The organism is Flavobacteriales bacterium (genome assembly GCA_030584065.1).
GTDB lineage: Bacteria > Bacteroidota > Bacteroidia > Flavobacteriales_F > PHOS-HE28 > PHOS-HE28.
Window position 1 is genome coordinate 1,534,355 of the sequence record CP129489.1, and the last position, 26,811, is coordinate 1,561,165.

General features: G+C 65.4%; 19 protein-coding genes. 8 read left to right on the forward strand and 11 right to left on the reverse strand.

Translation table 11 applies throughout. The features are described 5' to 3' along the window. Positions 1-3 precede the first annotated feature (3 nt). The 3 genes from QY325_06840 (at position 4) to QY325_06850 (ending at position 2,084) form a co-directional block, all read left to right on the forward strand. Positions 4-417 (forward strand): thioesterase family protein, encoded by a 414-nt coding sequence (locus QY325_06840; protein WKZ67637.1) that lies wholly within the window; start codon positions 4-6, stop codon positions 415-417. A 17-nt stretch (positions 418-434) separates the two neighbouring features. Continuing rightward, complete coding sequence (locus QY325_06845) at positions 435-1,133, forward strand: DUF4197 domain-containing protein (GenBank protein WKZ67638.1); 699 nt, start codon at positions 435-437, stop codon at positions 1,131-1,133. An 84-nt stretch (positions 1,134-1,217) separates the two neighbouring features. Beyond that, a complete protein-coding gene (locus tag QY325_06850; GenBank protein WKZ67961.1) occupies positions 1,218-2,084 on the forward strand; it encodes a nucleoside phosphorylase in 867 nt (288 codons plus the stop codon). A gap of 5 nt (positions 2,085-2,089) precedes the next feature. Here QY325_06850 and QY325_06855 read toward each other — a convergent pair whose 3' ends face one another. Next, positions 2,090-2,482 (reverse strand): hypothetical protein, encoded by a 393-nt coding sequence (locus QY325_06855; protein WKZ67639.1) that lies wholly within the window; start codon positions 2,480-2,482, stop codon positions 2,090-2,092. A 66-nt stretch (positions 2,483-2,548) separates the two neighbouring features. Here QY325_06855 and QY325_06860 point away from each other — a divergent pair, with 66 nt between their 5' ends. Together QY325_06860 and QY325_06865 are read left to right on the forward strand one after the other, a co-directional pair. Further along, positions 2,549-3,280, forward strand: coding sequence for a DUF3667 domain-containing protein (locus QY325_06860; protein ID WKZ67640.1), 732 nt, complete (start codon positions 2,549-2,551; stop codon positions 3,278-3,280). Positions 3,281-3,596: 316 nt separating this feature from the next. Next, positions 3,597-4,487: a transglutaminase-like domain-containing protein gene (locus QY325_06865; GenBank protein ID WKZ67641.1), complete on the forward strand. Its 891-nt coding sequence runs from the start codon at positions 3,597-3,599 to the stop codon at positions 4,485-4,487. A 5-nt stretch (positions 4,488-4,492) separates the two neighbouring features. On the opposite strand, the gene QY325_06870 is transcribed toward QY325_06865, so the two are convergent. The 3 genes from QY325_06870 to QY325_06880 form a co-directional block, all read right to left on the reverse strand. Continuing rightward, on the reverse strand, positions 4,493-6,187 hold the full coding sequence (locus QY325_06870; protein ID WKZ67642.1) for a T9SS type A sorting domain-containing protein: 1,695 nt from the start codon (positions 6,185-6,187) through the stop codon (positions 4,493-4,495). Between the two features lie 96 nt (positions 6,188-6,283). Beyond that, the gene (locus QY325_06875) at positions 6,284-6,880 is read right to left on the reverse strand and encodes a sugar transferase (protein WKZ67643.1); all 597 of its coding nucleotides are present in this window, start codon (positions 6,878-6,880) and stop codon (positions 6,284-6,286) included. A gap of 102 nt (positions 6,881-6,982) precedes the next feature. Continuing rightward, positions 6,983-8,230: a cystathionine gamma-synthase family protein gene (locus QY325_06880; GenBank protein WKZ67644.1), complete on the reverse strand. Its 1,248-nt coding sequence runs from the start codon at positions 8,228-8,230 to the stop codon at positions 6,983-6,985. Positions 8,231-8,380: 150 nt separating this feature from the next. Between QY325_06880 and QY325_06885 the strand changes: the two genes are divergently transcribed. Both QY325_06885 and QY325_06890 read left to right on the forward strand, forming a co-directional pair. Next, positions 8,381-11,644 carry a S41 family peptidase gene (locus QY325_06885; GenBank protein WKZ67645.1) on the forward strand — a complete coding sequence of 1,088 codons (3,264 nt, stop codon included), beginning with the start codon at positions 8,381-8,383 and terminating at the stop codon, positions 11,642-11,644. 91 nt (positions 11,645-11,735) lie between these two features. After that, positions 11,736-12,842: an acyl-CoA desaturase gene (locus tag QY325_06890; GenBank protein WKZ67646.1), complete on the forward strand. Its 1,107-nt coding sequence runs from the start codon at positions 11,736-11,738 to the stop codon at positions 12,840-12,842. Positions 12,843-13,228: 386 nt separating this feature from the next. Here the strand turns inward: QY325_06890 and QY325_06895 are convergent, their stop codons facing one another. The 4 genes from QY325_06895 to QY325_06910 form a co-directional block, all read right to left on the reverse strand. After that, the gene (locus tag QY325_06895; protein WKZ67647.1) at positions 13,229-14,689 is read right to left on the reverse strand and encodes a T9SS type A sorting domain-containing protein; all 1,461 of its coding nucleotides are present in this window, start codon (positions 14,687-14,689) and stop codon (positions 13,229-13,231) included. Next, positions 14,686-15,171, reverse strand: coding sequence for a hypothetical protein (locus tag QY325_06900; GenBank protein WKZ67648.1), 486 nt, complete (start codon positions 15,169-15,171; stop codon positions 14,686-14,688). Before QY325_06900 ends, QY325_06895 begins: the two co-directional genes overlap by 4 nt. Positions 15,172-15,280: 109 nt before the next feature. After that, positions 15,281-16,771, reverse strand: a complete 1,491-nt coding sequence (locus QY325_06905; GenBank protein WKZ67649.1) for a hypothetical protein — start codon at positions 16,769-16,771, stop codon at positions 15,281-15,283. A 17-nt stretch (positions 16,772-16,788) separates the two neighbouring features. Continuing rightward, positions 16,789-20,988, reverse strand: a complete 4,200-nt coding sequence (locus tag QY325_06910) for a right-handed parallel beta-helix repeat-containing protein (GenBank protein WKZ67650.1) — start codon at positions 20,986-20,988, stop codon at positions 16,789-16,791. Positions 20,989-21,261: 273 nt separating this feature from the next. Here QY325_06910 and QY325_06915 point away from each other — a divergent pair, with 273 nt between their 5' ends. Beyond that, entirely contained in the window at positions 21,262-21,714 is a 453-nt protein-coding gene (locus QY325_06915; protein WKZ67651.1) for a helix-turn-helix domain-containing protein, read from the forward strand. 79 nt (positions 21,715-21,793) lie between these two features. Here the strand turns inward: QY325_06915 and QY325_06920 are convergent, their stop codons facing one another. The 3 genes from QY325_06920 to bshC form a co-directional block, all read right to left on the reverse strand. Continuing rightward, complete coding sequence (locus QY325_06920; protein WKZ67652.1) at positions 21,794-23,620, reverse strand: LysM peptidoglycan-binding domain-containing protein; 1,827 nt, start codon at positions 23,618-23,620, stop codon at positions 21,794-21,796. Then, on the reverse strand, positions 23,617-25,149 hold the full coding sequence (guaA, locus tag QY325_06925; GenBank protein ID WKZ67653.1) for a glutamine-hydrolyzing GMP synthase: 1,533 nt from the start codon (positions 25,147-25,149) through the stop codon (positions 23,617-23,619). Before guaA ends, QY325_06920 begins: the two co-directional genes overlap by 4 nt. A 66-nt stretch (positions 25,150-25,215) precedes the next feature. Continuing rightward, positions 25,216-26,802: a bacillithiol biosynthesis cysteine-adding enzyme BshC gene (bshC, locus tag QY325_06930; GenBank protein WKZ67654.1), complete on the reverse strand. Its 1,587-nt coding sequence runs from the start codon at positions 26,800-26,802 to the stop codon at positions 25,216-25,218. Between the last annotated feature and the right edge of the window lie 9 nt (positions 26,803-26,811).

A 26,811-nucleotide genomic window follows, 5' to 3' on the forward strand; every position in this document is an offset into this window, starting at 1 on the left:
TCCATGCAGCCTGCCATCATCCCCATCCAGATCCGCTTCGCCGATGCGGACATGGCCCACCACGTCCACAACGGGGTGTACCTGCACTGGTTCGAGCTGGCCCGCATGGAGCTGCTGCGCGGATTCATCCCGCAAGGGCATGATTGGCGCACCCAGGGGCTCATCCTTGCGCGCAATGAGATCGACTATCGGGCACCGGTCCACCTGCATGACCGCATCGAGGCGGAGTGCCGGCCGGGCCGCATCGGCGGGAAGAGCTTCGACCTCCACTACCGCATCGTGCGGCTCGATGACGGGGCACGCACGCTGTGCGCCGAGGGCCGGAGCGTGATGGTCTGCTTCGACTACACGCGGAACTGCGCCTTGGAGATCCCGGAGGATTGGCGCAAGGCGCTGTCACAATCCGATCGACGATGAACATAAGGCATGCGATCATGGGCGCATCCCTGAGCATGCTCATGAGCTGCTCGCCTCAGGACTTCCAAAGCGTCCTGGGAACCGCCGGCGCCCCTCCCGCCCTCACCAACGATGAGGTGATCGCCGGCCTCAAGGAAGCCTTGCGCCTGGGCACGGAGCGGACCGTGGGCAGGGTGGGCGCGACGGACGGCTTCTGGAGCAACGCCCTCATCCGCATCCCCTTCCCGCAGGAGGCGATCAACGTGAAGAACACGCTCACGGACCTGGGCATCACCAAGCCCGTGGAGGACTTCGAGCGCACGCTGAACACCGCCGCCGAGCGCGCGAGCAAGGAGGCCGTGCCCGTTTTCGTGGACGCCATCACCTCCATGAGCATCGCCGACGGCTTCGCGATCCTGCGCGGGGGGGAGCGCGCCGCCACGGACTACCTGCGCGAGAAGACGAGCGGCGCGCTGCGCGCCAGGTTCACACCGGTGGTGCAGCGCGCGACGCAAGAGGTGGCCCTGACCAGCCATTGGCAGCCGGTGGCAACGGCCTACAATGCGGCCACGCTCCTCACCGGCGGCAAGGCCGTGAACCCGGACCTGAACGCCTATGTGACCGACAAGGCGCTCGATGGCCTCTTCGCCGTGCTCGCACAGGAGGAGAAGCGCATCCGCCAGGATCCCGTGGCCCGCACCACGGCGCTGCTGCAGAAGGTCTTCGGCACGCCTTGAAGCGGTACCCGCGAAACGGATCATCAGACCACCCATCAACCCGCCAGACGAATGCACGCCATCACCCTCACCGAACCCGGAACCGTGCTAGAGCCCAGCGAGCTGGTCCTGAACCCCGACGGCTCCATCTACCACCTGGCCCTGCGCCCTGAGCAGCTGGGCGACCTGGTGCTCGTGGTGGGCGACCAGGGCCGCGTGGAGCGCATCAGCCGGCATTTCGAGCGCGTCGAGCACCGCGTGCAGAACAGGGAGTTCATCGCGCATACGGGGGTGTACCGCGGCGCGCACGTCACTGCGCTCTCCACGGGCATCGGAACGGACAACATCGACATCGTGGTGAACGAGCTGGACGCGCTGGTGAACATCGACCTCGCCGCCCGCACGGCGAAGCGCGAGCACCGCTCCCTGCGCATCATCCGCCTCGGCACCTGCGGCGCGCTGCAGGAGGACATCCCCGTGGACAGCCTCATCGTGAGCGCCTTCGGCGTGGGGATGGACAACGTGCTGCACTACTACGCCTATGAGTGCACCGATGCGGAGATCCGCCTGCTGAACAACCTGCTGGCGCATACGGATTGGCCGGAGAACCTCCCCCTGCCCTACGTTGCCGCCGGCGATAAGGCGCTGGTGGAACTGCTGGGGCACGGCAACACCACGGGCATCACGTTCACGGCGGGCGGCTTCTACGGCCCGCAAGGGAGGCAGCTGCGGCTGGTGCCGAGCGTCGATGGCCTCAACGAGCGCATCACCGCCTTTGCGCATGAAGGGCTGCGCGCCACCAACTTCGAGATGGAGACCAGCGCCCTCTATGGGCTCGGCGGCATGCTCGGGCACCGGGTGTGCACGGTGTGCGCCGTGGTGGCCAACCGCCTGCGCAAGGAGTACAGCAAGGACCATCACGCCGCCATCGACCGCATGATCGCGGAGGTGCTGGATCGCGCCACGGCATAAGCCGTTCAGGGTCCACCGGTGCCCGTACCCGGGCCGGAGGCCCTGCGTGGCTGCGGGGCCCCTTGGTCCCTCGCCGGCGGCTGCGTCTGCAACCGGATGCTGCCCACCTGCACCCGCACCTGCCGCGCATCGGCCTTCTGCCGCGCCTCCTCCTCGGCCGTGGTGAGGTTCAGCCGGCGCCTGACCTCGAACCAGAGCTTGCGTCCCATGTAGCTCAGGCCTGCAGGTTCCACCGCACCGGCCTGCGCATCATCCTTGCCGATGACCGCCGTGCCCCTGGCGGTCGCCAAGGGCCGCTGGTCCGGAACGGCCTGTGCCCGCAAACCGCTCCCCAGCAGGAACAGCGCGATGCCCAGGAATCCTCCAAGGCCATGGCGGCGCTGACACGATGGAACCATCGGGAAGGCAATGTAGAATGCCCTGCCCTTGGACGCGAAGGCCCACCCCTATGTAACATTGGCCCCATGAGCGCGGGGTGCCCCAATTGCGGTTCCGTGATGGCTCCGGACGCGGGCTATTGCAGCACCTGCGGGCAGGCAGCGGTGGGCGACAACACCTTCGGCCACTTCCTGCACCAATTCCTGGGCGACTACTTCACATTCGACAGCAAGATCACCCGCAGCCTGAGGCCCTTGCTCTTCAAGCCGGGCGAGCTCACGCTGGAATACATCCGCGGACGGCGCCAGCGCTACGTGCCGCCACTCCGCCTGTTCATCTTCCTCAGCGTGCTCTTCTTCCTGGTGATGGGCAGCGCTGGCGCTTCGCGCCTCGACGGCGAGGATGAGCTCCTGCGCGAGCAGCTGTTCTGGGACAACTTCTTCGCCTCGGTACTGCCGAAGCTCTTCTTCCTCTTCCTGCCCCTGTTCGCCGGCCTGGTGCACCTGCTGCACCGCGAGAAGGGTGGCACCTTCGTGAAGCCGTTCATCTTCTCGGCACACTACCACTCCTTCGTCTTCCTGGTCTTCGGCGCATACGGGCTGATCTCCCGGCTGCTGGTGCGCTGGGACCTCGTGGCAGTGAACCAGGTGCTCATCCTTGTACTGCTCCTGTGGGCGCTGGCGCACCTGTACCTGGCGCTCCGCCGCGCTTTCAGGCAGCACAGCGGCCGGCAGGTGCTCTCCTATCTCGCCTTGCTGCTCCTGTATGCGTCCATGCTCGCAGGCGGAGCGCTGGGGGCGGCATGGGTGCTGGCGTGAACCATGGCCGCTAGGGACTGCTCGCAGGAAGCGCTATTGCAATGGCTCCTTGCGCTGCGGCCGTTCACTAGTTAACCCACCTTCCGTGCGGTCATGGCCGGCAGGGCGGCGGATCCCGCTGGAACCCGGCATCCTCACCGATGGTAGCCAACGGTACGCGGAACCTCCCATGGCGCTTTCCACACCCTGCTGTTCACCCTTGGTGCCACGCCGTATCCATCAACACCGCGCCGCTGAAACTTGCCGGGTACGGCAAGGTCCGCTCCGCACATGGCCAGGGTAGTTTCGTCATCGCCGCTCCAGCCCGCGGCCACCGATGAGCCACAACGAGATCCGTGCGCTGATCACCTTGATCGACGATCCCGACGAGACCATCTACACCCAGGTGCGCGAGCGCATCGTGCAGATGGGCGACGACATCGTGCCCGAGCTGGAGCGCGCCTGGGAGACCGACGACCTGGGCGACCTCTTCCGCAACCGCATCGAGGACCTGCTGCACACCATCCACCTGAGCCGTGTGACGGACCGCCTGGTGGCGTGGAAGGCCGGCGGCTGCGAGGACCTGCTGGAAGGGGCGCTCATCATCAGCCGGTACCGCTACCCCGACATGGACGAGCAGAAGGTGAAGGCGCGGCTGGCCGCTATCAGGCAGGACATCTGGCTGGAGCTGAACGACCACCTCACCGCCTTCGAGAAGGTGCGCGTGTTCAATCACATCTTCTTCCAGGTGCACGGCTTCAAGGGGAACAAGCGCAACTACCACGCCCCGCAGAACAGCTACATCAACGAGGTGCTCGACAGCCGCAAGGGCAATCCGCTCTCGCTGGCCATCATCTACCAGGTGCTCGCCGAGGACCTGGGCCTGCCCCTGCGCGGGGTGAACCTGCCCAACCACTTCGTGCTCGCCTACCTCGATGAGGAGAGCATCGGCGGCGCCGATGCCGGCCAGCAGGGCGAGGAGAGCGTGCTCTTCTACGTCAACGCCTTCAGCCAGGGCGACATCCTGGGACGCAACGAGATCATCGAGTTCCTCGCCAAGCTGAAGATCGAGCCGCGACCGGGCTTCTTCACGCCCTGCACCAACCTCGACATCATCCGCAGGCAGCTGAACAACCTGGCGAACAGCTTCCAGAAGATGGGCGACAGCGAGCGCGCCGCCGACCTGGAGAAGCTGCGGGACCTGCTCGGCCGATCGGAGGAGGCCTGAGCGCCTCACTGCACCACCAGCCGGGCCACGGCCCTGCCGCGCGCGCCGCTCAGGCTCACCGTGTATACGCCCGCCGGTTCACCGGCGAGGTCCAGCACAATACGGCTCACCGCCGTCGCCATGCGGCGCACCAGCCGGCCAGCGGCATCCCTCACCTCGATGTCGACGGCATCCGTTCCGGGCCGTACCAGGTGGAAGAGTCCGTTGCCCGGATTGGGGTGCACCGAGAGTGCCGCGAAGGGCGGCTCATCCATGCCGATGGTTGCGGCATCGGCCATGCGCACGCCGAGCGCCTCGGTAGGGCGGCCCGTGAAGCCCACGAACCAGGTGGCACCGTTCCGCATGGCGCCGGTGGGCTGATCATAGACGCTCTCATTGGCCAGGTGATGCACGGTCTCGTTGTAGCCGAAGAAGACCTCCGGATTCCCGGTTGCTGTGCAGACGAGGTACCGCACCCCATCGGTGAGCAGCAGGGGCTCGTCGAAATCGAGCTGCACCTGCGCCTGGCCCTGGTCCGCTTCAAGGAGATGGAATTGCTCATGCACCAAGGTGAGCGCGGCGAAGCCGAAGCCGGGGTCGCTAAGCCCGGAGAAGCCATCCTGCCACTCATACACCCGGGTCGCCACCATATCGCCCGCGAGTACCAGCGGCTCGGTTACGGAGATGTAGCGGTCAACGCCCGTGATGGCGACGCGCGAGGCATTCGCATCGCGGAAAGGCACGCAGCTCTCGTACTCACCGTTCGGCGTGGCGGGCTGCAGGCCGATTGTGGAGAGGGGATGGCCGGTCACGGACTCCACCGGCGCCATGGTGTAAAGGTCGCCGAACTCGAAGGGTACGATGAAGAAGTTGTCGAGGTCATGCGCATCCGCCGCGGCCGCCGCCACCGCATAAGCCAGCTGATAGCGCCCTTGGAAGACATCCTGAACGAAGGGTTCCAGTTCCACGAAGAGGCTGTCGCCCGGCTGCAGCGCGAAGGGCGATGATGATTCGTCGTAGAGGTACGCGCCCGCCTGGAGCACGGTGGCGCGGAGCACGATGGCCTCCAGCGGCTCCGATCCATAGTTGTGCACCGTGGCGCCCACCCGCACCTCGTACTCGCCCGGATTGGCTGCCAATGCCTGCGGGTGCCCCAGGCTCGGCGGCATGACCACGCCCTTCTTGCGGATGCCGGCATCGTGCGCATAGTAGCCGTCCTTGTTCCCGAGCAGCACGCTGAGGGCCGTCCCTTGGCCCAGCGCCTCCATCCACGCAGTACCATCCACCAGGCTGATCTGGAATACAGGGATGTGCACCTGCGGGCCGATGGGACCCGCCCCCATCTCCTGCGGTGCGCCTTCCTCGTTGTTGATGATGACCACGCCAACAGCGCCGGCGTCCTGACAGTACTTGGCCTTCAGCGCGTAATCGCAGGTGCCCCGGTACAGGACGGCCACCTTCCCGGCCACCTCGGCTGCATTGGCCAGCGGCCCGCAACCGAGGCTGTCGGCTTCGCCCAGCGAGAAGGCACGCACCAACGGCGCCTCCACCCGCATGCCCGGAATGAGCAGGTTGGGCGTATCCCAGGACCCCGGGCCCGGTTCCGCCCAGGTGTGGGCATAGCTGCCTTGCAGCACCCCCGGGGTGACGACATCACAGGCCACTTGCGCATGCGCCGCGAGCAGCGCTGCGGAGGAGAACAAGGCGATCGCGTACCTCATCGTCGTGCGGTTTTGGTGCGCACGAAGTGAGCGCCTCAGCCCCTCGAAAGCCGCAGGAAAGGTGACGGGGCGTGGCTTTGGGGGCGTAACGATCCATCATCGCATCCCCACCAACCGTCCCACCGTGCGCAGGATGATGCGCAGGTCGAGCAGCAGGGAGCGCTCACGGATGTAGCGCAGGTCAAGCGCCAGCTTGGCCGGCATCACCTCCTCCACATAGGTGCGCTCCGGATCGGAACTGCGGCCGAGCACCTCGCTCTCCTGGATGTAGGCGAGGCTCGCAAGGCTGGAGAGCCCTGGCCGCACGCTGAGCACCGCGCGCTGCTCAGGGGTGTACAGGGCCACATAGCGCGGCACCTCGGGCCGCGGCCCCACGATGCTCATGTCGCCCACCAGCACGTTCCAGAGCTGCGGCAGCTCATCCACCTTCGTCCTGCGGAGCACGTGGCCGATGCCGGTGACACGGGGGTCGCGGGCGCCCACCGTGATCTGGCCCTTGGCCTCGCTGCCGGGCCGCATGGTGCGGAACTTCAGCAAGCGGAATTCGCGTCCGCCCATCCCCACGCGCACCTGGCGGAAGAACGGCCCGCCGGGCGACCCCAGCGCAACGAGCAGCGCGATGGCCAACAGGATCGGGAGCAGCAGGAGCAGCGCGAAGGACGACGCCAGGATGTCGAAGCCGCGCTTGATCATGACGGCGAAGGAAAGCATCCGGCCCTTGTCCGCCTACCAATTCCGAGCGCTGCGCCACGGGCTGCGCTGCCCGCAGCGGTGCGCTCCGCGGTCAACCGGCCGTCATGCCTTCGCCAGCGCCTGCTCCAGGTCGGCGATCAGGTCGTCAGGATGCTCCACGCCCACGGACAGCCGGAGCAGCCCGCTGCTGATGCCCAGCTTCTCGCGTTCGTCGGGATCCACGCCGGCATGGGTCATCGTGGCCGGGTGCTCGGCCAGGCTCTCCGTGCTCCCCAGGCTCACGGCCAGCTTCACCAGCTGCAATGCATTGAGGAAGCGGAAGGCCGCAGCCTCGCCGCCCACCACCTCGAAGCTGAGCATCGCCCCGGCGCTCAGGCATTGGGCATGGAAGACGGCTTGCTGCTCGGGGTCCTCGATCATGCCGAGGTAGTGCACGCGCACCACCTTGGCGTGGCGCTTCAGGAAAGCGGCCACCAAAGCCGCATTGTGGGCCTGCGTCTCCATCCGCGGCTTCAGGGTCTCCAGGCTGCGCATGAGCAGCCAGCCGGTCCACGGGCCGGCCATGCTGCCGAGGAAGGTGCGCAGCCCCTTCACGCGCGCGATGCGCTCCCTGCTTCCCAGGCACGCCCCGGCGATCACATCGCTGTGGCCGCCGATGTACTTGGTGGCGCTGTAAAGCACGAGGTGCGCCCCTTGCTTGAGCGGATGCTGCCAGAGCGGGCCCATGTACGTGTTGTCCACCGCCACGAGCACCTCGCGCTCCGGTGTGGAGAGCTGCCGGGCCAGGCGTGCGCACGCACTGATGTCGATGAGCGTATTGGTGGGATTGGCCGGAGTCTCCACGAAGATCATGCGCACCCGATCGGCCTTCCCGCTGCGCTGCACCAAGGCCTGCAGCTCATGCTGCTCCCACGGATAGAAGCCCAGCACCTCCACGCCGAAGCGCGTGAGCACATGCTTGATGAAGTGGTCGGTGCCGCCATAGAGCGGATTGCTGAAGAGCAGCACGTCGCCGGGCGAGAGGAACTCCAGCAGGCAGGTGCTGATGGCGCTCATGCCGCTCTCGAACACGGCGCAGGCCTCGGCATCGTCCCACAGGGTGAGGCGATCCTCCAGCACCTCCAGGTCGGGGTTGTTGATCCTGCTGTAGATGAGGCCCTGCTCCTCCCCTTTGCGCCGCTCGCGCAGGCCATAGGCGACCTCGAAGAAGGCCTTGCCCTCCTCGGCCGTCTCGAACACGAAGGTGCTGGTCTGGAAGATGGGCGGCTTGATGGCCCCTTCGCTGAGCTCAGGCTTGTAGCCATAGCTCATCATGAGGCTCTCGGGGCGGTACTTGCGGCGCTTGTCCATGGGTTCTGCTGATGCACGGCGAAGCTACCCGGCCGTGCGGGGCCGCAAGGCAACGATCATCAGGCCGGAGCGCCAACCATCCGTCACGGGACGGCCCTGTGCCGGGAGCCGGTACTTTCGGCCACGGCGCTCCCACTTGCGCCCCCGACCATGAGACACGTGCCCCTCGCCTTTCTCTCCGCCATCCTGAGCACGGGACCGGCCGTCGCGCAATCCGGACCCGACGAAGCCCTGTGGCTTCGCTATCCGGCCATCTCGCCTGACGGCGGCACCATCGTATTCTGCTACCAGGGCGACCTGTGGCGCGTGGCCGCCAGCGGCGGCACCGCCAGCCTGCTCACCACGCACGAGGCCTACGACTGCAATCCGGTGTGGTCGCGCGACGGGAAGACGATCGCCTTCAGCAGCGACCGCTTCGGCAACAACGATGTGTTCGTGATGCCTGCGGAGGGCGGGCCCGCCACGCGCCTCACCTTCCATTCGGCCAGCGACATCCCCACGGACTTCAGCCCCGATGGCCGGCAAGTCCTCTTCAGCTCCAGCCGGCTGGACGACCGCCGCAACCAGGAATTCCCCAGCCCGGGCCTGGGCGAGCTCTACAGCGTGCCCGTGGCCGGCGGCCGGGTGACCCGCGTGATGACCACGGTGGCCGAGGATGCCCGCTACAGCCCCGATGGCAGCCTGATCGCCTACCACGACTGGAAGGGCTACGAGGATGAATTCCGCAAGCACCATGTGAGCAGCGTGACGCGGGACATCTGGACCTTCAGCCCCGCCACCGGCCAGTACCAGCGGATCAGCGGCTTCGCCGGCGAGGACCGCGAACCCGTCTTCGGCCCCGACGGGCGCAGCGTGTACTACCTCAGCGAGGAGAAGGGGGACTTCAACGTGCACCGGATGCCCGCCACGGGCGGAGCCTCCACGCAGCTCACCTTCCTGAAGCACCATCCCGTGCGCCACCTGAGCATCAGCGCCGACGGCACCCTCTGCTTCAACCACCACGGCACGCTCTACACCTTCAAGGAAGGCGGCCAGCCCCGGAAGGTGGCTGTGCGCATCGCCGTGGACCAGCGCTACAATCCGGAGCGCACCGTGAAGGTGACCGGTGAGGTCCGCGACTTCCACGTGGCGCCCAGCGGCAAGGAGGTGGCCTTCGTCCACCGCGGAGAGGTCTTCGTCACCAGCGTGAAGGAAGGCACCACCCGCCGCATCACGAATACGCCCGAACAGGAGCGCGATGTGCGCTTCAGCCCCGACGGCCGCACGCTGCTCTACGCCACCGAGCGCAACGGCAGCTGGGACCTCTACACCACCGCCATCGCGCGGAAGGAAGAGCCCTACTTCTTCACCGCCACCGTGCTGAAGGAGGAGGCGCTGCTGGCCACGCCCGCCGAGGAGTTCCAGCCGCGTTGGAGCCCGGATGGCAAGGAGGTGGCCTACCTCGAGGAGCGCACCACCGTCAGGGTGTTCGACATCGCCGGCAAGAAGAGCCGCACGGTGCTTCCTGGCGACCGCAACTACAGCTATGCCGATGGCGACCAGCACTTCGACTGGAGCCCCGACAGCAAGTGGCTCCTGGTGAACTTCCTGAATCCCGACCAGTGGATCGACCAGTCCGGGCTGGTGAAGGCCGATGGCAGCGGCACGGTGACCGATCTGAGCAAGAGCGGCTATGGCCACTGGGGCCCCACCTGGACCATGGGCGGGAAGGCCATGCTCACCTACAGCAGCCGCGATGGCATGAAGAACCATGCGAGCTGGGGCGGCCAGATGGACGCCTATGCCACCTTCTTCACGCAGGAAGCGCTGGACCGCTTCAAACTGAGCAAGGAGGAGTTCGAGCTGCTCAAGGAAGTGGAGGACGAGAAGAAGAAGGACGAGGAGAAGAAAGAAGCCGACAAGGCGAAAGCCGGCAAGGGCGGCAAGGGCGGGGATGAAGCGGAGCAGCCGGAGCCGGTGAAGATCGATCTGGAGCACATCGAGGACCGGCGCGTGCGGCTCACCATCCACAGCAGCAATCTGGCCGGTGCCGTGCTGAGCAAGGACGGCGAGAAGCTCTACTACCTCGCCCGCTTCGAGAAGGGATACGACCTGTGGGAGACCGCGCTGCGCACCAAGGAGACCAAGGTGGCGGCCAAGATGGGCGCCGGGAACGCCGGCGGGCTCCTGCTGGACAAGGAGGGGAAGAACCTCTTCTTCATGAAGGACGGCGGCATCGCGCGCTTCGATATCGAGAAGGGCACCGTGGAGAGCGTGGGCATCAACGGCGAGATGACCCTGAACGAAGCGAAGGAGCGCGAGTACCTCTTCGAGCACGCCTGGAGGCAGGTGGTGAAGAAGTTCTACGACCCCAAGCTGCACGGCGTGGACTGGGGTTTCTACAAGCAGGAGTACGCCCGCGTGCTGCCCCACGTGAACAACAATTGGGACTTCGCCGAGCTGCTGAGCGAGATGCTCGGCGAGCTCAACGCCTCGCACACCGGATCGGGCTACCGCCGCCGCGACCCCAACGGCGATGCCACCGCCTCGCTGGGCCTGTTCTACGACGATGCGCACGCCGGAAGCGGCCTGAAGGTGGCCGAAGTGATGCAGAAAGGCCCCTGCGTAAAGGAGGGCTCACGCATCAAGGCCGGCGTGGTGATCGAGCGGATCGACGGCCAGCCGATCGGCCAGAACGAGGACGCGGCACGGCTGCTGAACCGGAAGGCCGACAAGCCCACGCTGCTCGGCCTCCTCGATCCCAAGAGCGGCCAACGCTGGGAGGAGACCGTGAAGCCCATCAGCCGCGGCGAGGAGATGGACCTGCTCTACCACCGCTGGACGGACCGCTGCGCCTTCCTGGTGGACAGCCTGAGCGGGGGGCGCATCGGCTACGTGCATGTGGAGGGCATGAACGACCCCAGCTACAGGAAGGTCTATGAGGACGCCTTGGGCAAGCATCACGGCAAGGAGGCCCTGGTGGTCGACACCCGCTTCAACGGCGGCGGATGGCTGCACGACGACCTGGCCACCTTCCTTGGCGGCAAGGTGTACATGCGCATCGAGCCGCGCGGGCAGAAGCTGGGCAAGGAGCCCCAGTTCAAATGGCACAAGCCCAGTGCGGTGGTCATGAGCGAGAGCAACTACAGCGATGCCCACCTCTTCCCCGTGACCTACAAGGCGCTCGGCGTAGGCCCGCTCGTGGGCATGCCCGTTCCCGGCACCGGCACAGCCGTGTGGTGGGAAGGCCTGCAGAACGGCATGTACTTCGGCATCCCCCAGGTGGGCATGATCGACAACGCCGGCAACTTCATGGAGAACACGCAGCTGGAGCCCGACATCCGCCAGCCGCTGGAGCCCGAGGAGGTGGCGAGGGGGCGCGACCAGCAGCTGGAAGCCGCCGTGAGGGCCTTGCTGGAGCAGCTGGGGCGTTGAGCCCAGGGCGGCCGGGGGACGATCGTCAGCCTGCAGGCCGGCGCAGCGCCTATATTGGCCGCCGGCTTGACCGATGCGGCAAGCCGGATGCATGCGTCAACAAGGCCAGGTCAAGTTCGTCCCGAAGGACCGTTCCGCTTTCCATGCCACCCTTCGGCAGCGCGTGGATGAGCATTTCCGCACCACCGGCCGCAGCCGGCACGCCAATGCGGCCATGATCGTGAAGACGGTGGTGCTGCTCACCATGTACCTGGCGCCCTTCGTGCTGCTGCTCACCCTGCAGCCGGGCGCGGGGGCCTCCATCGCCTTGTGGGCCATCATGGGCTTCGGGCTGGCCGGCATCGGCATGAGCGTGATGCACGATGCCAACCATGGCGCCTATTCCGCCAACGAGCGCGTGAACTGGTGGCTGGGCCACACGCTGAACCTGCTCGGCGGCAGCACCCACAACTGGAAGCTGCAGCACAACATCCTGCACCACACCTACACCAACATCACGCACGTCGACGACGACATCGCCGACCGCCTGGTGCTGAAGTTCTCGCCGCACACCGGCAAGCGCTGGTACCACCGCTTCCAATGGCTCTATGCCACCCTCTTCTATGGCTTGCTCACGCTCTATTGGGTGGTGGCCAAGGACTTCGTGCAGTTCAAGCAGTACGCGGCGCGCGGCGTGATGGCGGGAAGCGCCAGCGCGAAGCGCAGCGCCCTGCTGCGCATCATCGGGCTCAAGGTGGTGTACCTCGCCCTCGTCATCGGGCTGCCCCTCGCGCTGGGCCTGCCCTGGCTGCAGGTGGTCCTGGGCTTCCTGCTCATGCACTTCATCGCGGGCGCCATCCTCACCCTTGTGTTCCAATTGGCGCATACCGTCGAGGGCACGGACCATCCGCTGCCCGACGCGCACGGCGTGATCGCCGACGACTGGGCTGCGCACCAGCTGCGCACCACGGTCGACTTCAGTCCGGGCAACGGCCTGCTCAGCTGGTACGTGGGCGGGCTCAACTACCAGATCGAGCACCACCTCTTCCCGCGCATCGCCCACGTGCATTACCCGGACATCGCGCCCATCGTGGAGCGCACCGCGCGCGAATTCGGGCTGCCCTACATGGTGAACCCCACCCTGCTCAGCGCGCTGCGCTCGCACTTCGCGCTCATGCGGAGGATCGGGCTTCCGAGCTTGAATGAGGCGATCGGGTAGGCGCGAGGGGGGCGGGGGGGGTAACGACTACCCCGACTGCGCCACTCCTTCGCTCCACTTCGGAGAGCGAGGCAACGCTATGGTCAGCGAAGCATCAGGCCGCTCTTCCAGCCAGAGGTTGGCGGCCTGGGTCGTGCCTCAACGCTGAATGATCACGCGCTGCACCACCGGCGCGCGCCCCTTGCTCCGAACCGCCACCGTGTACAGCCCTTCGGCTTGCCGCGATAAGTCCAACACCATGCTGGCACTGGTGATGCGCTGTTGCAATACCGTGCGGCCAAGGGCGTCGCGCACTTCCACTTCTTCCGCCCCTCACTGCGCGTAGCCTGTGGCTACGCGCCACAACGCAGATCCATCGTAGCCTGCGGCTGCAACCGTTGCTCGTTCTACTCCACAACAACCCGCTCATCCCCCACCCGCCGCCCCTTGCTCCACAGCTCCATCAGGTACACGCCGCTGCCCAGCCCGTGCAGGCCCAGCGTGTGCTGGTGGGTGGTCACGCGCTCGCGTAGCACTTCGCGTCCCAGCGCATCGCGCAGCAACAGAACGCTAGCAGCAGGCAATTGCCCCAATTCGAGCGTGACCGATGCACTGGCCGGGTTGGGGTAGAGCGTGAAACTGATCTCCTCGTGCTCCCGCACCCCCACATCCAACCCGTACAGCCTGCTCACGAAGCGCTGCGTGGGGTCGTTGGTGGTGCCATCGTCGTAGCCGTGGTAGGCACCGTGGATGTAGTAGCTGCCATCGAACGAGGGTGCAATGCCTGCAACAACCAGATATAATGTGCCATTGTAGTTGTACATGCCGCATCCTTCGCCCTCGAATACACCAGGCAGCAACGCTCCATCAGCCGATAGCATCGCGATGCCCCCGCGGGTCTGGCCGTCTATCCGATCAAACCAGCCCGTCACGATCATGCGGCCATCGCTCAGCAAGTGAATATCCCTAACACTTGGCAAATCGCTGTTCGGATTGAAGGCAACCCCGAAGTCAAGCAGGTTGAAGGTTGGGTCGATGGAGCCATCCGGCATGAACCGCAAAAGGCTGTAAATCGTGTCGTTGCCGGGAAGCTTGAACAAGCCGCCCGCCAGTATGCGCCCATCCGCAAGGGTCAGGAACTTGTAAGCGCCTCCCCACGACTGCAGGACGGGGCTGAACGACGGGTCCAATCCGCCGTCAGGATGCACTCGGAAAACAGGACTAACCGGGACTCCTTCATACTCGGTCATCGTTCCCGAGCACAGGAACTTCCCATCCGGCTGCTCCTCGAACTCGAAGAGCACCTCGTCGCATCGCCGGTGGTGCTTGGTGGTATCCAACTGGCCCGTATTGGTGAACCAGATCAGGTTGTACAAGCCCACGAAGCCATGCTCCGGGTCGTTCAGCGTGTGCGCACCGCTGATCACGATGCGCCCATCGGGGTACACATGGTAGTCCCCGCCTTGGAGCGAGGAAAATAGTGGAGCATTAGCGTTTAGATGTTGAAACGAAGGATCCACATTGCCATTCAGAAGCAACCTCCGAACGGTCTGCGAAAGACCGACATAGATCTTATCCTGCCACGGCGTAATCCTACCACCCATAGAGGGGTAAGCTGGGAAGGTGGGGTCCAAAGCTCCGTCCTGCATCAAGCGCGCACCAGTTCTCCAAGATGCATCACCCGGATACCGAAACATGCCGGAAATCAGAACATTCCCATCCGGCAATGGAAGAACACTATTCACGGAAACCTGTTGTATGCTCGTCCTGAAGCCCATATCCAGATTGAAGGGCTGTTGGGCAAGGCCCAGCGTGGCCACCACCAGGGTGGCCACGCCAGACGTTGCTCGTTTGAGTTCCTCGATCACTCTACGCTGAGTTTGCGCGCATCCAAGGTAAGGCCTAGCTGCTGCAGCTCCACGGTGTACTGCCCGGCAGCAAGGCCGCGCAGGTCGAGGACCTGATCCATACCGTTGGCAACCACACGTTGGCGAAGCGCGATCCGGCCAAGCGCGTCGCGCAGCACGAATTCACCTTCGTCAATTCGGCCAGCGAGCTTGGCCGAGGTCCAGTTGCGCGCGGGGTTGGGCGCCAGCGTGAAGCTGGCTGCCGCAGCTGCTTCTTGAACGGGCAGCTTGCGCGCCTTGGGGCCTTCTTCCTCGCTGCCGCCGGTGAGCGGTGCGCGGCAGATGCCGTAGTGGAAGCAGAGGATGTTCTGCGCCCAGGTGGCAGGGCGGTCGTATTGATTGTTCACCAATGCCTGCAGCTGCGCTTGTTCCACTGGGCTCAGCTCGCCCTCATCACGCCCATCGGCATGCACCGCGTCAAGCAAATCAATCAAGTTCAGCATGCCCTGGCGCTCAATAGCCCCTCAACCTCGGCAGGGTCTCCCGCAGGGGACCCTGCCGCACCAACGCAACTATCACCTCTGCCGCGGCGCGCCCGCACCGTTGCTCGTTCTATTCCACCACCACCTTCGCACCCGCCAACCACCGTGTGCCATCGGTGAGGTGCAGGTAGTGCAGGCCGGTTGCGAGGTTGGAGGCTGCAAGGTTGCAGGTTGTGCCGCGCATCTGTTCCTCGTGCACCCTGCGGCCGGTGGCATCCAGCAGCACCACCCGTAATGGGCCGTTGGGCGTGAACGTTGGTGGCGGCTCGAAGCGGATGCGCAGCGGCTGGCCAGCGGCCACAGGGTTGGGTGCGATGCTCAGGTATTGGTTCATATCCAACGCGTATTCCTGCACGCCCACCGTGTGGCAGCCCGGCACCACGCAGCCAAGGCTGTCGGTCTTCACCACGTAGATGGTCTGCGATTGCTGGAAGTTGGGCGCGTCTATCGGCATCATGCGGTTGGCCTCGCCGGTGCAGACGAAGCCGCCATCGCTGGTGAGGGTCACATCGTTGAGGTAATGCGGGCCATGGGCCACCTGATAGCCCCGCGTCCACAGGCTATCGCCTTGCGGAGAGAACTTGCAGAGCATGCCGTTGAGGCCCGCCGCCGCGCTGAAGGCCACCCCAATGAAGGAGCCATCGGGCAGCACCTCGAAGTCACGGGCTCCCACATTAAAACCATAGTGGCTTTCCTTCTGCCAGACGATGTCCCCGACCGCGTTCCATTTGGTGAGCATCACCTGGCTGTATTCCGACGGCCAACTCGGCTCGCGGTAATTGCTCCAGGTCACGATGCCGCCATCTGCCGTTACCTTCACTGAACCATTCTGCGTAGCGTAACCGCCGTAGTAGCGCGTCCAGATCGGGTTGCCATTGGCATCGGTGCGGATCAGGAAGCTGGAGTTGAAGATGCTCGTGGCTTGGCGGTAGCCCGTGAGCACGAAGCCGCCATCGGTGTACTGATCCAGACCTAGTATGACCTCGTTCTGAGACGCGAGGCCGATGCGCCTCGTCCACAACGTGTCGCACTGCGCGTTCAGCCTGATCAAGAAAGCCTGTACGTCACCGGGCTGCTGCCAGAACCCCCCGAGCACATACCCATCATCCATTGTCGCGCGCGACTGACGGATGGCTCTGTTCACGGAATCCTCGGCCGGATACACCAGAAATGGCAACCGGAATATCCTATTCCCGCTCGCATCGAACCTATAGATGAAGGTCGTGTCCCCGTAGCCCCATCCTTCAGGGACACTGGCCAGGAAACTCCCATCGTTCCCATCGGCCAGCGCATCGATGTAGCCGATATCGTAGTGGCGGTTGTCGCCGTAGGTGTACTCCAATTCGCCCTGCACTGTGCCTTCTTGATCAAGCCTTCGGGTGAATACGTGCAGCTTCCCCGTGCCATCGTGCGAATATTGATGGCAGAATGCGAGGTATCCATCCGGCACCTCCCTTACAGAGATGCCCGCTCCGCTACGCCCCGCCTGCAGATCGTTGAAATGAACGATGAAACCCCCTTGGGCGGATGCCCGAAGGCACCCACCCAAGAGGATCATCATCAAAACTTGCCGGAAGCTCATCGGACCACGTTGAACTTGGTGCTGCCCAAGTTATAGCCATCGAGCATAAGACGCACCACGTAGAGGCCATCGGCCCAGCCGCGCACGTTGCTCTCCACCAAACCCTTGCGGCCATTGAGCGCAATGGTCCGCATTAGACGGCCTTGCGCATCGTGGATCTCCAGCACGCCTTCTTCGAGCCCCTCGCCGTAGGTGAAGGCGATGCGGTCCGTAGCCGGATTGGGCATCGCGGTAATCACTGGAATGGCCGTCAACTCATCCATGGAGTTCCGCCCGCGCGGCCGGCTCTTGAACATCACCGGCAGCTCTGGGGTCGGCAGGCTGTCGATCTCTGCCAATTGGTAGAGCGTGGCCCAGGCCAGGGCGCCGCCCGAGGGTGCGTGGCTCATGGCCATCTGGTAGAGTTCGTCGCGATCGGCCGGGGTGCTCTGGGTCCAATCGCCGTTGTGGTTCTGGTACAGAGCGCCCCATTCCAAGAGGCCCTCAACGCCCTTCGCGTAGGTGAGGGCAGCGGCCAGTTGCGCGGCTTTCGCGTCATCGCCGTTCAAAAGCGCCAAGAGGTAGCGGCCTCGCAAGCCATCGCCAAGGGAATCGGCCTGTAGCAGACCGTCAATCAATTGAAGGCAATTGAGCACCGTGCTGTCGTTAGCGAGCGAATCGAGCAGCAGCACCTTGGTGAACTGCGCCTCCTGCTGGCGCGCAACGATCTCCTGCTCCAGCAACTGCTTCAGGCCCATGCCCTGGTCGTACTGCTTCAGCAGGTTGTAGAAATAGAGCGGGATCAGGTTCGGATCCTCCACATAGCCCCACACCCATGGGCTCAGCGGACTATTCTGGATGAGCACTTGCGTGAGGTGCCACGCGTCCATGGGCTGCTCGCGCTTAAGCATGTTGATCATCACTGAATCGCTCAAGGGGTAGTTGCCCAGCAGCGTATCCCGGAGCAGATGGCTGGGGTGCCAGGGCTGGTGATGGATCATGCCCACCAGGTCGCCGGTCTTCATGCGGTCCATGGTGCCCCGGTAGTTCTGCCAGGCGCTGGCCAGCTCCGCCTGCCGCAAGGTGTACTGGCCCGCCAAGGCCATGTGCCCGCCACCGGGTGAAACAGCATCGAGCTTGCCCGAATGACAATCCCGCTCTTTGTCGAATTCAACAGCCTGCTCATGCCTGTTCAGGTCGTAGAACACTTCCCCGGTATAGGAGAGCGGGTTTCCGAACTGATCCTCTATGCAGTCCTGTCGTTGCTGGGGGCTGCTGGCATGGCCATAGTAGTGGTAGTTCACGTAGAGGCCGGTGGGTTGCCATGCCGCCACGTAGGTGTGCACACTGGGTGCAGTGCTGTTACCGGGGTCGCAGGTAACGCTGCTGAGGAAGCGGTTGTTGGCGAGCTTCTGGGTGTTCTCGCCAAGGCCTTGGTTGTGGCGGATCCAGCCGTTCCAGAGGATTACCTGGTCGGCCAGGTTGCCTAAATGGTCGCCGCAGCGCATTTGCAGGCCGGGCACAAGGCTTTCACCAGCAGGCGCGTTGTACGCCGCATGCCTGCCTTCCACCAGGCAGCCCACATTGAGGTTGTTGAACTCGTTGTCGTATACCTCATTGTTCTGGTAGCTCTGCCCCAGGAAATGGATGCCCACGCTGGGAACGCTGGTGCCCTGGTCGGTGAAGGTGTTGCGCTCCACGGTGTAGCCCTCGGCATTGAAGAGGCTGAGGCCCACGCTGGTCTGGCCCAAAGAGGGCATATTGGCCATGGTGGTGAAGCGGTTATTCGTGACCACGCCTCCCGTGCTGCCCCAATCGAGCAGGCCGTGGCTGTTGTTGAAGAAGCGCATGCCATCCACCCTATACACCTCCGCCGGATCCGGCACGTGGGCCGAGACACCGAGTGTGAGGCTCTCGAAGCGGCTGTTGGCGTTGCCATAGCCCAAGCAGCGGAAGGCCGCATCGTAGGAACGGATGCCCACGCCGCGCTGCCAGCGGTTCCAGTTCTGCGGCACCTGGTTCACGAAGCGGCTGTTGGTGACGAGCACGCCGTTCACGTCCTGAATGTCGATGTGGGCGCCGGGGTTTCCACCCGGCCAATCGGCGGTGGTCTCGAAGGTGCAGTTGTGGAAGTTCCCGAAGTAGTTCGCTTCCGCACCATTCAGGTACCGGTGGTAGTTCGTGATGCGCGCACCGTTGATGCAATCGCGGAAAGTGGTGCTCTGGACAAGCGCCCTCCCACCGAAGTAGCCGTTCACAGGTGTACTGATGTCCAACTCGCGGGCGGTCCACAGGCCTACTTGAGCATTGGCAACCGTGGAACTGGTCATGGTGATCTTCCCCTGAATGCTTTGGGATTGTGTTGGGTCGTTGGAGTCGCCCTCCACGCGTATACCAGGCCAGCGCTCACCAGGGCAAGTGATGCTGGTGAAGGTGGTGTTGTTCGTAGTGAGCGAGCCGGCACGCTTCACGATGACCTTAGCACCGTTGGTGAACTTGAGCGTGAGGTTGTTGAGCGTGAGGCTGGCACCACTTTCCACCACCAGGTCACAGTTGAACACGAGCGTGTTGCTCCCGGGCTGCAGCGGGTTGGTGGCCGCATTCCAGGTGCTGGGCTGCATGCCTTGCAATTGGGTATGACCTCCCACCACGGCGCCTGGCACCGTCTGGAAGTAGGTGCAGCAAGCGGCGAGGTTGGTGGCCGAGAGGTGGGTGTCACCTTGGACGGCGATGTCCAGGAAGCGCGGATATGGCGTGAAGCTGCTCGGTGCCATGTCGGGCGAGACCTGCAGCTGCGGCGCGTGGCCAGCCAATGCGCCGTTCACCACCGCGATGGAGGCCGGGTTGGCAATGCCGGTGATGGCATCGACCCCTCCCGCACGAGGGACGTAGATGGCCTCGCCGGATCCGGAAGGCGCACGGTTCCTGTAGAAACGGCTCTCGGTGTAGGCTGCCACGTTCGGCAAAGCGGCAGTGAGGTTCGTAGCGGCGCCCGTGATGAGGTCCACGTAGCCGAACCAAGGGGATGAGGTTGTGCAATCCGCGCTGATGCGGCCTACGATGTAGGCACCCGCGCCATCCGGGCTGAGGGCGCAACCGGCAAAGCCTGTAACCCCTGACGGAAAGGCATTGCAATAGAAGAGCTGATGCCCACGAACGGCGTAGTTGCCGCCGCTTTGGACCACCTGCCCTGTATTGGGGTCGAAGTCCATGGACAGCACGTTGTAGGACGTGCTGGCGTTGTTGTTCGGGTAGGCTCTGTAGCCCCCGAGATCAACCTGCACTAAACGCACATGGCCATTCGGGAGCAGTCTGGCATCGGCATCGCGCTGGTAGTTCTTGAAGGTGGAGACATCGCCGGTGCTGCCGGTGGGCAAGTGGTCGTGCGTGGGCACCGGGTTCACGCGGAACACCCCATTGCCCGTGATCTTGTAAACGGTTGTCTTGGTGACCATGATGGCGAAGAGCCAGGACGGAGACCCAGGCGCAGAACCCTCGACTACGCGTAGCATGGGCGATGTGCTCTTGCCGAACTGGTCGATGGGCAAGCGCGCTACGTATGGGGTCGTGGTCACAACGCCCGGCTCGAAGGCCAGGGCGCCGGAGTTGGCCCATTCGGAGAACTGAGGCATGTCGAGGAGCTCGCCATCCAGCATGCCCAGGAGCCGGCCTTTCTTCGGATTGCAGGTGCTGCCTTGGTTACCGAATCTGGGGTTGTCCTCGCCCATGTCCAGAATTGCCGCTTGCACGTAGGAGTAGTCGTAGGTGCCTTTAGGAACACTGCTGAACAGATAGTACTTGTCGCAGCTTCCTGGTACGGGTACACTCACGAACTCCATCACTCCGGGAGCCAGGCACTCCGAGCAGGTCTGGCTGCGCGCGTCTGCGATCAGATATCCATCCCCATCGTACAGGTTGCCATCCACCTCGAAGAAGATGAGCTGGCCGCTGCCGTTGGTGCGGATGTGCTGGGAGTAGCGGGCGGCCTGGCCGTTGTAGCCCAAGGCTCCGCCGGGCGCAGGCAAGGCCACTGTACTCCCGGGCGCGCCCAGCATGTTCGTCCAATTGCCACTGCCATTGCTCGCTGCTGTGGAGGTAATCCACGCATCGGCCTGCCCCATCACCTCCATCCCGCCCCAGCCGCACCATGCGGCCAGGCTTGCTGCAAAGGCAGCGGTTCGTCCCGCTTTCCAGCGGGATGACATCGTGTTTCTCATGGTCCAACGGGTTTTGGGTTAAGGCCGGTGTTGGCCTTGCCCAAACCTTTCGGACCAGGAGCCGCAACTCCACGCAACCGCGTTGCGGATCTGTTGCGAAAGCGTGCGCCCGTTGCGCAATAGCGCCTTCCTCTCCTCAATCGGGATGCGCCACTCTCCGCTACCGGGTTGCGAATCCACCCTCCCTGCGCTATGTTCAATCCGCCGTATGGCGCATCCTATTCCGTATCATGTCGTCCTCCAAGGCGGCGCGCTTCACCCCTTCCGCATGCCATGAGCCGATTCCCGGAACGATTCAAGGAGCTCCTGCTCTCCCTGGGCCTCACGTTGAAAGCGGCCGGCGAGCGCTTGAGCATGGATAAGAGCAACGTGTCGCGCCTGTTGCGCAACCCGCATCCGAAGCCGCACCTCCTCGCCCGCATCAAGAAGGCCTTCGGCGTGGATGCGGAGCGCTGGGTGCATGAGGATGGCTCCCCGGCCGCGGCACAGGCCGAACCCTCTGCGGATGAGCAGTTGCGCATCGTTCACCTGGAGAGCTCCGACGCATCGCGGCGGAAACCCAAGGACAAGCGGAAGCACCGCAAGCGCAAGGCCTTTCTGCGCGCCTTCGAGGAGTACGTGCGCCTAAAGGCGAAGCAGGATGACTGGAAGCGCGAGAAGAAGCGCCGGAAGCGTGATGGACGAAGTGGCGGGAACCAGCTTGGGGGGGGGGGGGGGGGTAATTGACTGGCGCTCAGCTGCGTAATCGCCATTGGGGCGAGCCCAGCACAGTGCGCACCCAGGCGCATGAGCGCGGTCCGATACCCTACTGCGCCCGCTCCAGCTTCAGGTCCCTCACTTGCAGCATCACCGCATACTCGTTGCGGAAGCCGTTCTCCGGGCCCGTGCGACTCATGCGGAAGCCCATGTGCAATGGCTCGGCCGACGTGGCGGGCCATCGCCACCCCTCCGCACCCTCAGTGCCCAGCAGGCCCAGCAGGCTCTGGTAGGTGACATCGAACCCCAAAGCGGCATATTCATCCACGTCGGTGTGGAAGCGCTCGCGGAACCGGCGCATGAAGGCCGCGGTGCGGGGCTCCAGCGGATCGATGAAGGACCCGGCGGCGAAGGAGAAGCCCAGTGCATCGAGGTCGGCGGCCGCCACCGGTGCCATGCCCAGCCAGGCCTCCGTGCCCACCAGCAGGATGCGCTGCTTGGCGGCGATGGGCTTCAGCTTCGTCACCAAGGAGGTCACGAACTCCACGTCCTCGCTCGGCGCCACGATCACGTTGAGCGCCGACGCATCAAGCCGCGCCGCCAAGGCACCGATGTCGCGACGGCCCGTGGCCACGATGCTGACGCTGTCGCGCAGGCGCGCGGGCTGGCTGCCCACCGCCGTGTTGAGCGCAGCCAGCACCTGCTCCTGCAGGTCGCGCTCACCGGCGATGTCGGGGCGCAGCACGATGATGTTCTCGCGGGCATGCTTCGCGGCCACGAAGCGGGCGGCATGCTTCAGCAGGTCGCTGCGCGAGGCGGAGGCCTTGCTGACGTTGGGCAGGCCGAGCACGATCTTGTTGGACTGGGGCACCGGGCAGATCACCGGCAGCCGCGGCTGCGCGCGGGCGAGCTGCTCGATGGCCGATCGATGGAAGGGCCCGATGCACAGCTCGACCCCCGCGATGGCCGGATCCTTGAGCGCAGCGGTCCATTGCGCGGGATCATCGCCCACATCGATCACGGTCACCTCGGCGCGGAGCCCCTGCCGCTCGAGCGAATCGAGGGCGAGCAGCGCGCCGGCGTAGAACTGCGCCGCGATGCGCGATGCCTCATGGAACCGCGGGCCGCCGGTCGCCAGGGCCGTGGCCTCCAGCGCGCTGTCGTTGCGCTGCACCGAGAAGGGCAGCAGGAAGCCGATGCGGCGCACCTCGCCCGGCGGACGGACGGGCTCCACCGCACGGATCACCGGGGGCGCCTCGCCCCGTTGCGGGATGCGGACGATGGCCCCGGCCTTGAGGCCTTCCGGCAGCCCATCGTTCGCGCGCTGGATCTCCTCCGGCCGCACGCCGTAGCGCTGCCCGATGCCGAAGAGCGTCTCACCCGGCTGCACCGTGTGCTCCACCAGGTGCACCGGCTCAGCAGGACGCAGCGCGGCATCGGCGCCCGGAGGCGCCGCCTTCACCGGGATGACCACCTGCACGCCTTCCTTCAGGCCTTCCGTGAGCTCCGGATTGCGCTCGAGCAGGTCGTTGATGTCGAGGCCATAGCGCCGTGCGATGCCGAAGAGGGTCTCCTTCCGCGCCACGGTGTGGATGAGCTCGCCATCCTTGGCCATGACCGGCGCCGTGCGCGCCTCCTTCTTCACCACCGCCGCCTGCGGTATGAGCAGCTCCTGGCCGATGGACAATCCATCGCGGGCCGCGGGATTGGCCTTGAGGAGCTCCTCCACGGGAACGGCGTAGGCGCGGGAGATGGCGAAGAGGGTCTGCCCCTGCTGCACGGCATGCACGGTGAACCGCTTCCCATCGATGGTGCGCACCTCCTGCGCCCGGGAAGCGAGCGGGGAGAGCAGGAGGCACACCGCGAGCAGCAGCCTGCAAGGTGCGCCGGCGGCGCCCGGAAGGCCGGCACTGAACCCCTCAACGCGTGCGATCATTCCCATTCGATGGTGGCGGGCGGCTTGCTGCTGATGTCGTACACCACGCGGTTCACGCCCTTCACCCGGTTGATGATGGCGTTCGAGATCCGTGCCAGGAATTCATAGGGCAGGTGGCACCAATCGGCGGTCATGCCATCGGTGCTGGTGACGGCGCGCAGGGCCACCGCATTCTCATAGGTGCGCTCATCGCCCATCACGCCCACGCTGCGCACCGGCAGCAGGATAGCACCGGCCTGCCACACCTGGTCGTAGAGGCCCTCATCGCGGAGGCCTTGGATGAAGATGTGATCGACCTCCTGCAGCAGGGCCACCTTCTCGGGCGTGATCTCGCCGAGGATGCGGATGGCCAGGCCGGGCCCCGGGAAGGGATGGCGGCCGAGGATGTTGGGGTCGAGGCCGAGCTCGCGGCCCACGCGCCGCACCTCGTCCTTGAAGAGCAGGCGCAGCGGCTCCACCACCTGCAGCTTCATGCGCTCGGGAAGGCCGCCCACGTTGTGGTGGCTCTTGATGGTGACGCTGGGGCCGTTCACGCTCACGCTCTCGATCACGTCGGGATAGATAGTGCCCTGGCCCAGCCATTTCACATCCTGGATGCGGTGCGCCTCGCGGTCGAAGACCTCGATGAAGGTGCGGCCGATGGCCTTGCGCTTGGCTTCGGGCTCCTCGAGCCCCTTCAGCGCGGCATAGAACTCGGCCTTCGCGTCCACGCCGGTGATGTTGAGGCCAAGGTGACGGTAGCTCTCCAGCACGCGCGCGAACTCATCCTTCCGCAGCAGTCCGTTATCGACGAAGATGCAATGGAGGCGATCGCCGATGGCACGGTCGAGCAGGAGCGCGGCCACGCTGCTGTCCACGCCGCCGCTCAGGGCCAGCACCACCTGGTCATCGCCGAGCTGCTGCTGCAGGCTGGCCACGGTGTGCTCCACGAAGCCGTGCGGCGTCCAGTCGCCCGCGCATCCGCAGATGCCGATGACGAAGTTGTGGAGCAGCTGCAGCCCGTCGGTGGTGTGGTACACCTCGGGGTGGAACTGCACGGCGAAGGTCATGTGGTCCTTCAGCCGGTAGGCGGCCACGGGGACATCCTTGGTGCTGGCGATCACGTCCATGGCCTCGCTGGGCGCGGTGATGCTGTCGCCGTGGCTCATCCAGACCTGGGTTCCGGCCTGGATGCCGTCGAAGAGGTGGCTGTCGACGATGGTGCTCAGGTGGGCCCTGCCATACTCCCGCACCCGGCTGCGCTCCACCGGTGCACCGGCGCGCTTGGCGAGCAGCTGGGCGCCATAGCAGACCGCCAGCACGGGTATCCGGCCGAGGATGCCGTCCAGGTCCGTATCCGGCGCATGGGCATCGTGCACGCTGCTCGGGCTCCCGCTGAGGATGACTCCCTTCACCGCCGGATCGGCAGCCAGCTCGCGGGCCCGGGTGTAGGGATGGATCTCGCAGTAGACGTTCAGTTCGCGGACACGGCGGGCGATGAGCTGCGTATACTGCGAACCATGATCGAGGATGAGGATGCGCTCGGACAAGACAGTGGCGGGATACGTGAACGGTAGGGTCGGCCAAAAGTAGCCAGCCCGCCCGGAGTGGCCCGCTCAGCCGTCCACCACCATCGTGAAGCGCGCATCCAGCGGGTCCAGTGCGTCCAGCAGCGCATCGAGCGCCCCGGGGCCGCTGGCGGCCAGCATGGGCAGGATGCCGTGGCGCCGCTCCTGCAGCCCGCCCCCGGGGAACAGGGCGTCGAGCATGGCCTGCACACGGCCCAGGTGCACCGCCTCGCGCCGGCGCAGGGCCCTGGCCATGCGGGCCTCCGCTTGCGCCAGGATCCGCTGCATGCGCACCGCTGCGGCATCGATGCTCGGGCCCAAGGTGGGGTCGATGGCCGTGGCACGCGCGCGGATCGAAGCTGACAGGCTGTCGAGCAGCGCGCGCTCCTGCGGCAGCGCGCTCGAGCGACCGGATGCCGCATGGGCCACGCGGTCCATGAGCGCGTGGGCGGGCAGGAAGAGGTCCTCCAGCGCGAGCCCGAGCTCACGGCGCTGGCGGTCGTGCTTGACCGTGAGGAAGGCGGCGCTGGTGCGCAGCAGCACCGCGGGCATGGGCAGCCGAACCGCTTGGAAGAGCCACTTCAGCTGCATCCAATAGGCCAGCTCCCCTCCTCCGCCGATGTAGGCGATGCCGGGCAGGATGGTCTCCTGGTAGAGCGGGCGCATCAGCACGTTGGGCGAGAAGCGCTCCGGATGCTGCTCCAGTTCCGCCAGCAGGCCATCCAGGTCGAATCGCGGCCCGCCGTGCAGCACCTGATAGCCTTCGCCGTCGCGCTCGATGCGCGCACGGTGCCCCGGCCTGAGGTGGAACAGGTTGATCGGTCGCGCATGGGCCTGCACGGCATGGCGCACGGCGAGCCGCTCATTGGCGTACCGCACCGCCTGCTCGGTGATCCCATTCAGCAGCTCCTCGCGCATCACCGGCGCGAACAGCGCCTTGAGCGCGGGATCGTCGCCATCGAGGATCAGCAGCCCGAACCGACCGAAGAGCGCATGGACGAACCGGCGCGTGGCATCGGCCAGCGTGCGGCCAGGCTGATAGCATTCGCGCAGCAAGCGCCCCAGGGCCTCGGCTTCGCTTCCGCTGCCGAGGAGGGTGCAGGCCTGCTCCACCACGGGGGCGATGCCCTCCAGGGGCAGGCGGCCCACGGCCCCGGCGGCGGTACCCGGCCAGTGCACCTGTCGCTCACCGAGCCATGCGTGGTCGATCTCGGCGCGGTCGTGGTCCTCCGTGGCCATCCAGAACACCGGCACCACCGGCCGACCCAGATCGTCGCTGAGGGTGCGCGCCAGGCGGATGGCATTCAGCAGCTTGAACGGGACGTAGAGCGGCCCCGTGAACAGGCAGAGCTGATGACCGGTGGTGACGGCGAGCGCATCAGGACGTGCCAGGAGCGCCAGATTGCGCTCCACGGCGGCCATGGGCTCCGATCCCCTGTACTGCCGGCGCAGCGCCTCCACCAGAACGGTGCGCGATGCCGCCGGGAAGGACCGCTGCTGCGCGGCTGCCCTCAACCCGTCCAGCGTGGGCGGGAAGGAGCGGAACGCATCCAGGAAAGCATCGCCCCCGGCGTGCTCCTCCACCAGCCGGGTGAAGCGCCTGGTGGCGGCATAGCCGATGCGCGTGCACTCCATGAGGGCGGC